This window comes from Alteromonas sp. KUL42 (genome assembly GCF_006538325.1).
Taxonomy (GTDB): Bacteria; Pseudomonadota; Gammaproteobacteria; order Enterobacterales; family Alteromonadaceae; genus Alteromonas.
The window spans coordinates 124,401-139,096 of sequence record NZ_BJKK01000011.1 but is presented as its reverse complement, the minus strand read 5'-3'; the positions used below and the strand labels follow the sequence as shown (position 1 = coordinate 139,096).

Here is a 14,696-nt window from a genome sequence, read left to right as displayed (position 1 = left end):
GCGTTTTTAACTAAAAGTTTTCGCTAAACAGCTAGTTACAAGGAAGTTCCACACCACGGTCTGCTTTCGGTGCAAACTGAATATCAGCAACACTCAAACTCACCTTACCTGCTGACCCCATTTCAAATGGCACAACAACACCACTAAAATCGATACCTGCATCAACAAAACACTGTAAATCAATGCTCACATTAGACCAGGTGTCTTGCGGTAGTGCATTTAACTGCTCACTAATATCAATGCGTGCTGAACAACTACCAGCCTCATCCCCCTCACCTTCACAATTCATAGAAAGTAACACCGGTGAAGTCATAGCAGAATGGCGACTCACATTAAAAGTCAGTACGGTATCGTTGAGTAATTGTGCGCTTAAATCTTCGCGGAAATAGCTTTTGCTCGCAAAGCGCATGGCCGCATACTCACTGCCATCAAATGTTACTTTGCGTGCATCTTCCTGTACTTCTTTATCCACCGTTCTGTAAGTTATTGCGCCAACGGTATGCGTGCTAGCATTAACTGCCATGGACGTGTTACCAGAGTATAGCCATAACTCCCAAGGTGCCTGCACAGCGCCACTTAGGATACTCACCACTTGCTGCGCATCGTCATTAGTAGGTATTGATGTATCTAAACTATCATCCAACGTATTTTTAGCGTCAAAGGTAAGCCCAAAGCCATAAGGTAATAGGGGCGCATAGTCATCATCACCTATATTCACGATTTGCTGCGGCGTAGCCGGCCAAGAAAAGGGCAGTTTACCTTTAAAATCTTGCTTACCGAATAGCACGTCGGCCACTGCTGCGCCTTCAGAGCCAGGTAGCCATGCCGCTACAAAAGCATCAGACGCGTTTAATTCAGCATTCACCCACATTGGTCTACCGCTAATGAATACCGACACAACAGGTATACCTTTTTGCTTCAGCTTCTCAAGGAGCGCCAAGTCACGCTTATTACCCTGTTGATAAATAAGCGTTTCTCTATCACCATGACCTTCTGCATAAGGCTCTTCACCAAATACTACAATGGCAACATCAGGCTTTTCTTGGAATTCACCGTCGACAGAAAGAACAACTTTACCACCGGCTTCAGTCACGTGTTCATTGATGCCGTCGAAAATTGATGTACCACCTGGAAAATCATCATTGGTATTGTTTGTACCTTGCCATGTGATACTCCACCCCCCCGATTGCTTACCAATATTGTCAGCAGCATCACCGGCAACTAAAATTCGCGCTTTGGCATCAAGCGGTAAAGTTTTCCCTTTGTTCTTTAATAGTACGAGAGACTCTTTCACAGCTTGTCTCGCCACCTCTCGATGACTCTCTTTACCGATAAGCGTACGATCGCCTGATAGAGGACGGTTCGCTGGACTTGGCTTTTCAAACAATCCTGCGCGCACTTTCACCCGTAAAATACGGCGAACTGCATCGTCAATACGAGCCATAGGAATAGTGCCATTTTCTACTTGGGCTAACGTATTATCAAATAGCGCTTTCCAATCGTTAGGTACCATAAAAATATCTAAGCCCGCGTTAATTGCTTGGGCGCAGTCTTCATTGTTGCAGCCAGCAACTTGTCCATGGCCATTCCAATCGCCAACAACAAAGCCGTCAAAGCCCATTTGCTCTTTTAAAACATCAGTCAGTAAGTATTTATGACCGTGGAGCTTTTCGCCGTGCCAACTATTAAACGACGCCATTACTGACTGTGCACCAGCAGTTAAGCCCCCAACATAGCCTTGCGCGTGAATATCAAACAGCTCTTGCTCAGATGCGATGTTGTCACCTTGGTCATCGCCCCCCACGGTTCCACCATCACCAACAAAGTGCTTCACCGTGCTTATTACCCGTTGATCACTCAAAAAATCTTTATTGGCCGCACCTTGCAGGCCCTTTACTACAGACGCTGCGTATTCGCGTACAATGGCAGGGTCTTCAGAGTAACTCTCGTAAGTCCTACCCCATCTATCATCGCGTACTACAGCCACAGTCGGTGCGAATACCCAATCAATGCCAGTGGCCATCACTTCTTTGGCGGTAATATGCGCGATGCTTTCCATCAGTTCAGGGTTGTTCGCTGCACCAAGGCCTATGTTGTGGGGAAACAGCGTGGCGCCAATCACATTATTGTGACCGTGTACCGCATCTGTTCCCCACATGGTGGGAATCGTTGAACCATCAAGGGTATCGTCAATAGACGCTTGATAAAGCGCTTCGGCAAGTGCAACCCAATCTTCTGGCGTTGCATGTTTATTATTATTGGGAAAAGCGCCACCACCATTTAGGTAGGACCCAAACCCATATTTGCGCATATCATCCACTGTGATATTGCGAATTTCAGGTTGAATCATTTGCGCAATTTTTTGCTTTAGGGTCATGGTTGACATAATGTCAGACACTTTAGCTTCAACCGCCGGATCAGCTTTAACTTCAATATCCAGCTTTGGCCAAATTTTCGCCGCCTTGTTCATATCGTTCTCGTTTGCAACGTCACTGGATGAAGCACGCTGTTCCAGTGATGAATTCGGTGAATTGCAACCAGTGATCATGGTGCTTGACATCACACCGACTAGTGCGCCAGCAACAACTTTAGCGATATACTTTTTTCGCATTGTTATTCCTTATTCGAGTTAGATTGATGTACACGGCTACCCACCAGCCCGTAATAGGCAATAAAAAGGTAACAAGAAGCCGGAAGTAAAAACGAAAGTGTTACACCGATACCATCAGCAATAACGCCTTGTAAAAGCGGAATGATTGCGCCACCAACAATGGCCAGACACAAAATACCTGAACCCTGAGGCGTGTCCTTTCCAAGTTGTTGTAACGCAAGACTAAAAATGGTGGGGAACATGATTGAATTGAATAGTCCAACAGCCAACACACTATAAAGTGCAACATCACCCGTGCTAGATATCGACACCATTATTAGCACAATCGCCATACATGCATTGAAGGCCAGTACAATGCCAGCTGAAACTTTCTGCATTACCAAAGCACCAATGAAGCGACCGACCATAGCGCCGCCCCAATAATACGCAAGTAGCTTAGATGCTTTAGCCTCGGTTAAGCCTGCTACCGAAGGGCTCGCAAGATAATTTACAAGCATACTTCCAATAGCCACTTCTGCGCCGACATACATAAAAATACCAACGGCACCTAACACCAAATGCGGGTGCTGCCATGCACCGCCTTTAAAAACTCCCGTATTAGAACTGGTATGATTAAGTGATGGCAGCTTTAAGAATAAAAACATAAGTGCAAGTAGGAGTAATGCGGCAGCAAGAATTATGTAAGGCACCTGAACATCTGACGCAGACGCTGTAGCTACACTGTGTTCGCCAGCTGCGCCGTAAATAAGGTAGGAGCCAAAAAATGGCGCTACCGTGGTGCCTAATGAATTGAAAGCCTGAGTCATAGTAAGACGAGAAGACGCCGTCTTGGGGTCGCCTAATGCAGTAACATAAGGGTTCGCAGACACTTGTAATATGGTGATTCCCGACGCCAACACGAACAAAGCGAGCAGAAAGATGCCGTAGATTTGGCTGGATGCAGCAGGGTAAAACAACACACACCCTAAGCACGCTATGCCCAAACCAAGTACGATTCCTTTTTGATACCCGATGCGCGACACCACCATACCAGCCGGCAGTGACACCACAAAATAAGCACTAAAAAAGCAAAACTGAATCAGCATTGCTTGTGTAAACGTTAGGTTAAATGCACCTTTCAAATAAGGTATTAGGATGTCATTCAAGCAGGTAATAAAGCCCCACATAAAGAACAACGTGGTCAAAGAGATGAGTGCAAATCTATACCCGCCATTCGCGGATACGGTATTAACTGTTGTCGTATTGGGTTGCGCTGTTGTGTCCACGTCTAACCTCTATTGCTATTTTTTCTATTAATGTTAAATTTACATTTGAAAGCGCTTACATTTTGCTTGACAATATTTTGTAAGCGCTTACATTTAAGTGATAATTACATGAAGCGCCGTCAAGTTCAATGTAAAAATCATGTTATTTCGCTAAATATGAATTCACTGCGAATTTAAATTATTTGTTAACACCAGGACTACAGAAAGATGCAAAAGATCAACCTCCCCGATAATTCCTTTATGCTATCAAAGGATTTTTTGTACGGTGTGGCTACATCTAGCTTTCAAATTGAAGGAGACAGAAAAGGCAGGTTAGACTGCATCTGGGATACATTTTGTTCACAACCGCACACTATTGAAGACGGAACTAACGGTGATATTGCCTGTGAACACATTGCGAACTGGAAGCAGGATATTGCACTTGTAGACTCCCTCGGTGTTGATGCATATCGATTGTCTATTTCTTGGCCCCGTGTAATGAATGCGGATGGCAGCGTTAATGGCATAGGCATGCGCTTTTACATCAACCTAGTGGATGAGCTTGTTAGTCGCAATATGAAAGTATTTGTGACCCTATATCACTGGGATTTACCCCAATACCTTGAAGACGAAGGTGGCTGGTTAAACCGCAAGACGGCTTACGCATTTGAGAAATACGCCCGTATTGTTGCGCAAGCGCTGGGGGAAAAAGTCCATGCTTATGCAACCTTAAACGAACCCTTTTGTTCAGCATATTTAGGCTATGAAACAGGCATTCATGCTCCAGGTAAAACCGGCGTCGCAAATGGCAGAAAAGCAGCACACCACCTGTTGCTGGCACACGGATTAGCACTAAAAAGTTTACGTGAAATTTGCCCAAATAGCTTACACGGCATAGTGCTTAACTTCAGCACTTGCCATGCTGCTAGCAATTCTGACGCAGATAAAACAGCAACAAAGTGGGCCGACGAATACCATAACCAGTGGTACTTAAAACCTATTTTAGATGGTCAATACCCAGCGGTAATAGAGCAACTAGCTCAAGATGAACGCCCTGTTGTTGCCGAAGGCGACATGGAAATTATTTCTCAACCCATCGATTATTTAGGTATTAACTATTACACACGTACCGTTTATCGCGCAGACGCCAGTGGATGGTTTGAAGTAGTTCCCCCGACTGACACAAACCTAACCGCAATGGGTTGGGAAATTACCCCTGATGCGTTTACAGAACTTCTTGTCGACCTTCATCATCGTTATACCCTCCCACCTATTTATATCACTGAAAATGGTGCGGCCATGGATGATGAATTAATTGATGGTGAAGTGCTCGATAACGATCGTACTGCTTATTTCCATTCACACTTAAACGCTGTGCATGACGCAATAGAAAAAGGCGTGGATATTAAGGGCTACTTCGCATGGAGTCTGATGGACAATTTTGAATGGGCGCTCGGTTACTCCAAACGATTTGGTATTGTATACGTTGACTATGAAACACAAAAAAGAACAATAAAACAAAGCGGTAATGCATACGCAGAACTGGTTAAGAGCAGAATTAATGGGTACATTAGCGGTATAAAATAAGGAAAGTTAGCTAATCGTATGGCAACAATTTACGAAGTATCAGAAGCAGCAGGCGTTTCGCTTGCGACCGTATCACGAGTGATGAACGGTAATGCCAAAGTCAGTGAGCGTACCCGTAAAAAGGTAGAAGATGCTATGGCATCATTGGGCTACCAGCCCAATGCTATTGCCCAATCACTCGCCTCTAATCGCACCAACAGTGTGGGCCTATTGGTTTCAGAACTGCACGGTTCATACTTTGGCGACCTCATGAGTACAGTAGAACAAGTACTCAAGCAAAATGGCAAGCACGTTATTATCACCGCAGGGCACGTTAACGTAGATAGAGAGCATGAAGCCATTGAGTTTCTCAAAAGCCGACGTTGCGATGCGCTTATATTGCACGCAGAAGCCGTTTCAGATGACTATCTTCGCAAGCTTGTCGACAGCAAGTTGCCGGTTGTCATTATAAACAGAAAAGTCGACAACCTAGATGACAATTGCTTTGTTGTAGATAACGAACAAGGTGGATACCTCGCTACCCACGCAGCTATCAAGCAAGGCCACAGAAATATAGGTTACATCAGCGGCCCATTATTTAAAAAGGATGCCAGTGACCGTTTAGCTGGTCACAAGCGTGCGTTAGCTGAAGCCGGTATTGAGTTCGAAGCCAGTTCGCTATTTGAAGGCGATTTCCACGAGTCGTCTGGTCAAGAGGGGATGCAATACATGCAGACTCACTTCAGCAAATTGACTGCTTTAGTTTGTGCGAATGATGAAATGGCCTCAGGGGCTATGACAGCTGCAAGAGAAGCGGGGTTCGATATACCTTCGCAACTGTCAATTATTGGATTCGATAATGTGCTGTTTTCCCGCTATCTTTACCCTAAGCTCACTACTATTAATAACCCCATACATGCTATGGGAGAAATGGCTGCACACTGGGTGTTGCAGCATGTCTACAATATAAAGAGTTCAATGGCCATCGAGCACCTCTTTGTACCTGAAATCATAAATAGAGACACATTAGGCAAACTATAATATGAATAAAGCCCTGTCGCCGTCGTTATACTACACACTGATTGTCTCGTTAGGAGGCTTTATATTTGGCTTTGACGCCAGTGTTATCTCAGGCGCCATCGGCTTTATTGATGTCGAGTTTGGATTAAACGACTGGCAACAAGGATTTGTTGTTAGCTCGCCAACCTTGGGAGCTCTGATTGCAATGCTGTTCGCAGGTGCAGTCAGTGATGCCATAGGTAGGCGCAAAGCCCTTATCATAGTTGCTTCACTCTACCTTATTTCGTCCATATGTTCTGCACTGGCGCCAAGTTACGCCCTGTTGGTATTGGCTAGATTTATCGGTGGCGTGGCATTTTGTTCATTAATAATCGCACCTGTTTATATTTCAGAAATCAGTGCCCCTGAAAACCGGGGCAAAATGGTATCGGTAAACCAATTAAATATTGTATTCGGTTTCGCCCTTTCCTACTTCAGCAATTATTACTTTTTACAGCTCAGCGCAAGTGAACTGAGCTGGGTAAAAGAACTAAGCATAGATACCCAAACATGGCGTTACATGCTTGGCCTTGAAGCTATACCGGCACTTTTGTGGCTAAGCTTGCTTTTTACTGTACCGCGCAGCCCACGTTGGTTAATGCTAAAAGGTAAAGTCGATGAAGCAGAGCGCACGGTCAAAAGCCTGTTCGATGAACATCAGGCCAAGGCACAACTTAGCGACATCCAGTCTTCACTTGAAGAGAGAAGCTGGCCACTTAAGGAACGTTTAGGCTTTGTTGTAGCAAAATCTATGCGTTACCCCCTTATGATTGGCGTGATCCTCGCTATCGCTCAGCAAATTACTGGCATCAACGTTATATTCTTTTATGCGCCAACTATTTTTGAACAAAGTGGCGTAGGTACTGATGCAGCTTTCATGCAAGCCGTTTGGATTGGGTTAGTAAATGTTGCATTCACCGTTGTCGCTATGCTCACCATCGACAAATGGGGCAGAAAGCCGTTACTAATTATAGGTCTTTGTGGGGTTATCCTTAGCATGTCGGTATGTGCATATGGCTTTAAACAAGCCACCTATCAATTAGATAGTGAAGATATTGCCGAGTTAAGAATAACCGACAATAGGGTAGCAGCTAAACTTACGACAATTGAAAATGAAACATTCTATTCCGATGTCGCTTTCAAACAATCCCTGCGCGATAACTTAACCGAAGTTGAGTACGACTCGCTTCAACAGCAACTGCTCAATAGCAGCATCACTATGAATGCGCCCCTGGTTTTATTTGGTATTATTGCCTTTGTCGCCTCGTTTGCCATGTCATTAGGGCCTGTTATGTGGGCCATGCTAGCAGAAATATTTCCAAACCAAGCTCGCGCGTTAGCTATCTCATTAGTTGGGGTTGTTAATTCACTCACCAGCTTCTTGGTTCAATTAGTATTCCCTTGGGAACTAATGAATTTAGGTGCCGCCACTACATTTGCCATATACGGTGCATTTGCGCTAATCAGCTTGATATTGGTTGTTAAGCTATTCCCTGAAACCAAAGGAAGGACGCTGGAGCAAATTGCCGAAGAGTTGGCTCCCGCAACGAAGTGATGAAAGCACCTGTAACAAAGTGACGAAGATCGGTTCACTAACTTCCTTTCACGTGCACTTCGTTTTTTGACTTTGCTGGTGTTTGAACATCATCGTCATTTACTTCTAAAGAAGCTGTGCTGGTTATCTCAAGTGATTTGGGGAATAAATGGCTTGCCACAATTACTAGCCTATCTTGTGCCGCTGAATTAAGCGTATTACAGACCTTTTCTTGTGATGCACTATCTAAACCTTCAAATGGTTCATCAACTAGAAGAACACTTGGTGCAGCTAACAGTGCTCTCGCTAATGCCAAGCGCTTGCACTCACCACCAGATAAAGGCCTACCCGCTTTACCAATCCACATTGATGTATTTTGAAGCGCATGCAAGTCGAGTTGCTCAAGCACCTTATGCATAGCGGCATCCGTGATACCTTGTCCGGCAGGGTCAAGGTTCATACGAACACTTCCTGACAGCACAATAGGCGATTGCTCTACATATAACCAATTTAAAACCAAGCCTTGGGGTAAACAAAAACCATCAACCACTCTTTGCCCATGTGAAGGTACTAACCCTGCAATGGCTTGTAGAAATGATGACTTGCCACAGCCCGATGGACCTTTAATTAATACAACACCTTTCGCTGGCAATTGAGCAGTAAGTGGCGCAAGTTCGCGGCCACTGATAGATAGCGCATTAAGGTCGATACCCTTTTCGACATCAACATGTCGAAGTGGTGTAACCGGCACAGCACTTAGTGTATTGATTGCATATTGACTTTGCTTAAAATGCGCATACTTGCTTATGGCGTTAAACGCGCTTGCTGCCCAGTCGGGCGCTGCTAGCAACACCATTGGAATGATAAGCGCGATAGGTACAAACAGCGTAGCTGAAGCTGCAATTGGCGCAAGCCACACACTTATACCGCTCATCGCGAGTATAACCATAATGAAAGCAACACCTTGAAACCACCAGCTTGCTCTTAAGGCGCGCTTTTGTTGTGCAAGCTGCATTGTCCACAACGCTTTTGCGCTAGGCGCACGTTGTCGCACATGGCCTTTTTCGTTAAGGTGCCATATCGCGCTTGCATTCAGGAAATGGTTTGCTTCCTTACGAAATTGTGATGACAACGCCGTGCTTTTTTGTGCCTCAGCTAATGCCCCTAGAGCTTGCCACACTAAAAGCACAAGCCATACAACAAATAACACACATAACAACCAAGCACTCGGCAGTGCAAACCACAGAGCTAGGACGCAACTGGCGGTAAAAAGCGTAGTTACTGTCGACAAGGGCGCTACCCACGAAATCCATTTGCTCGCCAGTTCCTCAGTATGAGTTGCCAACGCCTCTGTTGATGTCGCCTTATCAGCAATTAAACTGTTCTGAAGCTGATTAAATATACCCAAGCGAGTTTGAGATATACGCGCTAATAAATCGTGATGGCCTACCCACATGCTGGCATAGCCAGATGCAATGCGAAGTAACGCTAACCCACGAATAACAACGGCAGGAATAACATAGTTGAAGCCAATAGGCGCTACGGCACTAATGGCAATAAACCAACTTGAAATTACCAAAATACATAGCCCAGTTGCGCCGTGGAGCAGTGCTAGAATTAGCGTGATACAAGCTGGCTTTACGGCATTGTTTTTGATGCTTTCGTTACTCATAGTGATTAACACTCGCTGCGGTTAAAACACTTGAGGCACATGAGGTAATCAAAACAGTGCCATTCTTCACTTCCCAAAAGCCGTTAAACCATTCGGCAGGAAGTGCTTTATGCGATGCCCATACCACTGTTTTATTTTACTTAGGGTATAAATAAGACTAGCAAGTCGATGGTGTTGGCTATCAGACAAGTGCGCAGTAGGCTCATCTAATAACCACACGTCGTCATTGCGCAAAAGCACTCGAGCTAATGAAAGACGCTGAGCTTCTCCACCAGATAATGGAGGGTAATCAGACATTTCTGTATCTAAGCCAAAAGGCAAGTTATGCAGCCACGGTAAAAGCTCCACACGGCTCAATACCTCTTTTAATTGCTTGTCATTAAATTGGCTGTCTAAACACAAATTTTCTCGCACTGTGCCAGGTAAAATCACAGGCTGTTGAGTTAGCCATGCCACGCGAGTGTTAAGCGAATGGGTAGACGGCCTTTGCCCTCCTAGTGCTTCTAATAGTAAGCTCTTTCCACTACCAGAACGGCCGCTAAGTAGAACATGGTCGCCTTTGTTGAGAGTCAGTGATGGCGCACTAAGCAGACATCCCTTATTGCTGGCATCAGCGTCATTTGATGCATGATCGTGCTCAAATACATGCATATCCCTTGCACAAAATTGACTAAATACTGTATCGGTATGAGTAAACCTACTGTCTACGTCGTTAATTAAAAATAAGGGAGCAAGAACGTCTTGCGCAGCCTGCGCCTGCGCTTTTTGGTGATAAACCTGTCCAAGCTTTTTCATTTCGCTCAACAGAAGCGGCACTACAAGCAAAACCCATAAACCTTGCTGCAAGGTTATCGCAGGTCCAATTGTAATTTCACCAAGCAAACTAAATCCGATGAATACAGCTACAAGAGCTACCGACAGCGTGGCAAAAAAACTCGAGAACACTGTTTGATAAGAACGCCACGCCTACCACTTTCATGGTTCGCGCATTGAGGTTGTCACTGGCTTGTGTGAGTAACTCAGTTTGCTTATCGTGTGCTTGAAAGCTCGCTAAAACTGAGAGGGCATTTAGCCTATCGGTAAACACGCTACCTAAGCGCTCTAGCGCCACAAAGTGCTTTTTATGTAACGCCGCGGCTCCTTTACCCACAATAATCATAAAAATGGGAACAACAGGTATAGTGATAAGTAACCCCGCTCCGATAAAGGGGTTAATGCTAAAAATTACCACAAGCGCAACAATGGGCACAATAACAGCAACCATCTGTTGAACGCGATATTCTAATGACCAGTTAACGAGGGCCGACAGCTGCTCTAGCCAAAGCGTTTGCCAATAATACGCTGAATGCTGGCGTACCAATGCATGTTGTCGTGAAGCAAAAACATCCATTAACGTACTTTCCATCGTTGCAAGTACCTGTGCTTTTGCCCTCACAAGCCGATGGTTGAATAAGCCTTGTGCTAGCCAAGCACATACTAAAGCAATACATAACCCAAAGCGGTCAACATCAGAACCTAACGATTTTTCTACTACCCAATCGTGGGCAATTGCCGAAAAAAACGTAGAAACTTGCGATGAGAGAAAAAAGAGACAAACACTTAAACACTACAAGCACACTGTACGACCGATACAAGCCAAGCGAATGCATTTGGTCAATGTCTTTGCACCATTTAGGCAGTGTTTGTCTGTTGGGAAGCGTTTCTTTGATCACTTGAGTGCTATCTCTGTAAAGCAAACTATTTACTTCATCACTTCTTAGAATGAACAAGTTAATAGAAGCTAAAGCCAAGTTTCTATCTTCTATTAACTATCCAATAGAAAAGGGCCACTTTGGAATAAAGAAGGCCACAAAGGCCCTCTTTATTCGCGTTTCAATTTTAAAGACTCAGTCAGCGTCTTCGGGACGGTCCATGTTTTCTGTCGACTCTAACCACATTGCGTTAATGATGCCAAAAGAGCACGCCAGTAAAACACCTAATATCCAAGCGAAATACCACATGGTTGTCTCCTTAGTAAATGGTATGAGATTGATCTAAGTCGGCATTTTTAATGCGACCGCGCATGACGTAAAAACCATAAGCTGTGTAACTAAGTACAATAGGCACGAAGATACAAGCTACAATGAACATCACGTTCAAGGTTAAATGGCTAGACGTTGCGTCCCATACCGTTAGGCTTGCTTCAGGCATGGTGATGCTTGGCATTAAGAATGGGAACATAGAAAATCCAGCGGTCAAAATAACCCCAGCAATAAACAAAGCACTTGATACAAACGCCATACCTGGGTTGCCTTTCTTAGAGAAGAAAGCACAGGCTAATCCACCTAAAATACCAAGTACTGGAGCAATCATCATAAGAGGGTATTTGCTGTAATTGTTCATCCATGCACCCGCTTCAATAGCCACTTCTTTTTTCAGTGGGTTTGACGTTGCGAGCGTATCAACTGTTGACGTAATTACAAAACCGTCAAGTCCGTAGGCGACCCATACGCCAGCAAGAACAAATAGCGTCACACCCACTAAACTAAGTACCACAGATACCGCGCGGGCTCTTACTTCTATAAAGCCATCAGTTTTCATTTGTAACCACGTAGCACCGTGGTTAAGTAAGATAGCCACAGAAAGTAGGCCACACAGTAGTGCAAATGGTGTTAATAGACCGAAGAAAGACCCAGTATAAGTAGACTTCAACGTGCTATCTAACTCAAATGGCACGCCCAATAACAAGTTACCAAAAGCGACACCAAAAATGAGTGAAGGAATAATTCCACCTGCGAATAATGCCCAGTCCCACGCCGCGCGCCACTGTGGATTAGGTAACTTACTGCGATAGTCAAAGCCAATCGGACGCATCCATAGTGCAATTAGGGTAAGCGCTAATGCCAGGTAAAAGCCCGAAAAAGCCGTAGCGTAAATCATTGGCCAAGCAGCAAAGATTGCGCCACCCGCCGTGATAAACCACACCTGGTTTCCATCCCAGTGCGGACCAATGGTGTTGATCATAACTCGGCGTTCTTTGTCATTCTTACCTATTAAGGTAAGTAGCGCACCTACTCCTAAATCAAAGCCATCAGTTACTGCAAAGCCAATAAGCAAAACACCAACCAAGCACCACCAAATAACGCGTAGCAATTCATAATCGATCATGCGTTTGCTCCTTGTCCTTCGTTATCAAGATAATCAGTATCAACATGCTCTAGTTCACTTTGCGCAGGCTTGCTGCTTGGTGGAACTGGGCCTTTCTTAGCGAACTTCTTCATTAAGTAGAATGCTGCAATAAACATCACTGTATAGAACGCAGAGTATGCAACTAAAGTGATCACAACATCGCTGACAGCAAGGTTAGACACTGACGCATGCACAGGTAACACTTCTGCAATAGACCATGGCTGACGACCGTACTCTGCTACAAACCATCCTGCTTCACTTGCTATCCAAGGCAATGGCAGGCTGTAAAGTGATGCTTTTAATAGCCAACGAGGTTTGGTGATTTTGTGTTTAGTACTGAAGTAGAAAGCACAAATAAACAATGCCAGCATGATAAAGCCAGACGCGACCATCAAGCGGAAGCTCCAGAACAAAGGGGCAACTGGTGGAATGCTGTAATCTACGGCTTGCTGTAGCGCAGCGTCGGAAGGATTAGCAACATCACTGGTAAATGGCTCAAGTAACATAGCATAGCCGAGGCTGCCTTTATGCGCTTCGAAAGTTGCGCGTTGCTCTGCTGTCGCAGTGCCATTGCGCACATCATCTAGCACTTCATAGGCTTTAATACCTTCAAGAATACGAAGTTTATTCTCTTCTTTAAGGTCTTTAATGCCCTTCACTTCTTCAGTCAGCGAGCGCGTTGCAATAATACCCATGGCCCATGGAATTTGCAGTGCATACTCTGTTTGTTCCTTTTCATCATTTGGAATACCAAACACAGTAAATGGCGCTGGTGCGGGATGCGTATTGTACTCAGCTTCAACAGCAGCCAGTTTCACCTTTTGCACGTCACCAAGTTCATAACCACTTTCATCCCCTAATACGATAACTGATAGGGTCGCTGCCAAGCCAAAGCTTGCTGCAATCGCAAACGAGCGACGGGCAAAAGCGATATGCTTGTGATTAAGTAGGTAGTAGCTTGAAATAGCCAATACGAAGATAGCACCGGTAACATAGCCCGCTGACACAGTGTGTACAAACTTCACTTGAGCAACAGGGTTAAAGATAACCTCAGCGAAACTGGTCATCTCCATGCGCATGGCTTCAAAGTTAAATTCGGCACCTACAGGATATTGCATCCAACCATTGGCAATTAGGATCCATAATGCAGAGAAGTTAGAACCTATCGCCACCAACCAGGTACTTGCCAAGTGCTTAACCTTTGACATTTTGTCCCATCCAAAGAAGAACAGGCCAACAAATGTCGATTCTAAGAAGAATGCCATTAACCCTTCAATGGCCAAAGGTGCACCAAATATATCGCCTACATAGTGGGAATAGTACGACCAATTCATACCGAATTGGAATTCCATGGTTAAGCCTGTTGCTACACCGATGGCAAAGTTAATACCAAACAATTTGCCCCAAAACTGGGTCATTTGCTTGTAAATCTCTTTACCTGTCATTACGTATACCGATTCCATAATGGCAAGTAAAAAGCTGAGCCCTAATGTTAAGGGTACAAATATAAAGTGGAACATTGCGGTTAACGCAAATTGCCACCGCGATAGTTCTATTAACGTATCGCTCATGGGTACTCTCCCTTGTATCTCTAATGCGCCTTAAGCGCTGGACATAAAATAGGTGTAAATAAAAGCATTTCTAAAACCGTGTTCGTATTGCTGTGCTTGTTACACACTTTGTGACTGCACACTTTGTGCCATACAAAAATATTGAAACCCGTTTAGAAATGAATTGGCAAACAGCAACGTTTTCTTACTGTACATATGAATTATTTCATGGTGAAAACTTGTACACTTTGATCCAACGCAATAGATTGAATTGCGAACTTCGCCATTTATG

At 44.5% G+C, this 14,696-nt stretch carries 11 protein-coding genes; 3 read left to right on the top strand and 8 right to left on the bottom strand.

The window, feature by feature from the left end; translation table 11 throughout:
* Nucleotides 1-31: 31 nt before the first annotated feature.
* Complete coding sequence (locus tag EYR97_RS15145; RefSeq protein WP_131094497.1) at nt 32-2,611, bottom strand: exo 1,3/1,4-beta-D-glucan glucohydrolase; 2,580 nt, start codon at nt 2,609-2,611, stop codon at nt 32-34.
* 2 nt (nt 2,612-2,613) lie between these two features.
* On the bottom strand, nt 2,614-3,876 hold the full coding sequence (locus EYR97_RS15140; protein WP_404840973.1) for a sugar MFS transporter: 1,263 nt from the start codon (nt 3,874-3,876) through the stop codon (nt 2,614-2,616).
* 207 nt (nt 3,877-4,083) lie between these two features.
* On the opposite strand from EYR97_RS15140, the gene EYR97_RS15135 reads away from it, so the two are divergent.
* The 3 genes from EYR97_RS15135 to EYR97_RS15125 are packed head-to-tail and all read left to right on the top strand — an operon-like array spanning nt 4,084 to nt 8,035.
* Entirely contained in the window at nt 4,084-5,442 is a 1,359-nt protein-coding gene (locus EYR97_RS15135) for a GH1 family beta-glucosidase (protein WP_131094496.1), read from the top strand.
* Nucleotides 5,443-5,460: 18 nt separating this feature from the next.
* Nucleotides 5,461-6,462 carry a LacI family DNA-binding transcriptional regulator gene (locus tag EYR97_RS15130; protein ID WP_131094495.1) on the top strand — a complete coding sequence of 334 codons (1,002 nt, stop codon included), beginning with the start codon at nt 5,461-5,463 and terminating at the stop codon, nt 6,460-6,462.
* A 1-nt stretch (nt 6,463) separates the two neighbouring features.
* The gene (locus EYR97_RS15125; protein ID WP_131094494.1) at nt 6,464-8,035 is read left to right on the top strand and encodes a sugar porter family MFS transporter; all 1,572 of its coding nucleotides are present in this window, start codon (nt 6,464-6,466) and stop codon (nt 8,033-8,035) included.
* Between the two features lie 37 nt (nt 8,036-8,072).
* On the opposite strand, the gene EYR97_RS15120 is transcribed toward EYR97_RS15125, so the two are convergent.
* The 6 genes from EYR97_RS15120 to EYR97_RS15100 form a co-directional block, all read right to left on the bottom strand.
* On the bottom strand, nt 8,073-9,686 hold the full coding sequence (locus EYR97_RS15120; RefSeq protein ID WP_131094493.1) for an ATP-binding cassette domain-containing protein: 1,614 nt from the start codon (nt 9,684-9,686) through the stop codon (nt 8,073-8,075).
* Nucleotides 9,687-9,752: 66 nt separating this feature from the next.
* On the bottom strand, nt 9,753-10,568 hold the full coding sequence (locus tag EYR97_RS22500) for an ATP-binding cassette domain-containing protein (protein WP_242635045.1): 816 nt from the start codon (nt 10,566-10,568) through the stop codon (nt 9,753-9,755).
* 1 nt (nt 10,569) lies between these two features.
* Nucleotides 10,570-11,091 carry an ABC transporter transmembrane domain-containing protein gene (locus tag EYR97_RS22495; RefSeq protein WP_242635044.1) on the bottom strand — a complete coding sequence of 174 codons (522 nt, stop codon included), beginning with the start codon at nt 11,089-11,091 and terminating at the stop codon, nt 10,570-10,572.
* A gap of 481 nt (nt 11,092-11,572) precedes the next feature.
* Complete coding sequence (gene cydX, locus EYR97_RS15110) at nt 11,573-11,686, bottom strand: cytochrome bd-I oxidase subunit CydX (RefSeq protein ID WP_032097673.1); 114 nt, start codon at nt 11,684-11,686, stop codon at nt 11,573-11,575.
* A gap of 10 nt (nt 11,687-11,696) precedes the next feature.
* Complete coding sequence (cydB, locus tag EYR97_RS15105; RefSeq protein ID WP_131094492.1) at nt 11,697-12,833, bottom strand: cytochrome d ubiquinol oxidase subunit II; 1,137 nt, start codon at nt 12,831-12,833, stop codon at nt 11,697-11,699.
* Complete coding sequence (locus tag EYR97_RS15100; protein WP_131094491.1) at nt 12,830-14,425, bottom strand: cytochrome ubiquinol oxidase subunit I; 1,596 nt, start codon at nt 14,423-14,425, stop codon at nt 12,830-12,832. Before EYR97_RS15100 ends, cydB begins: the two co-directional genes overlap by 4 nt.
* Nucleotides 14,426-14,696 lie beyond the last annotated feature (271 nt).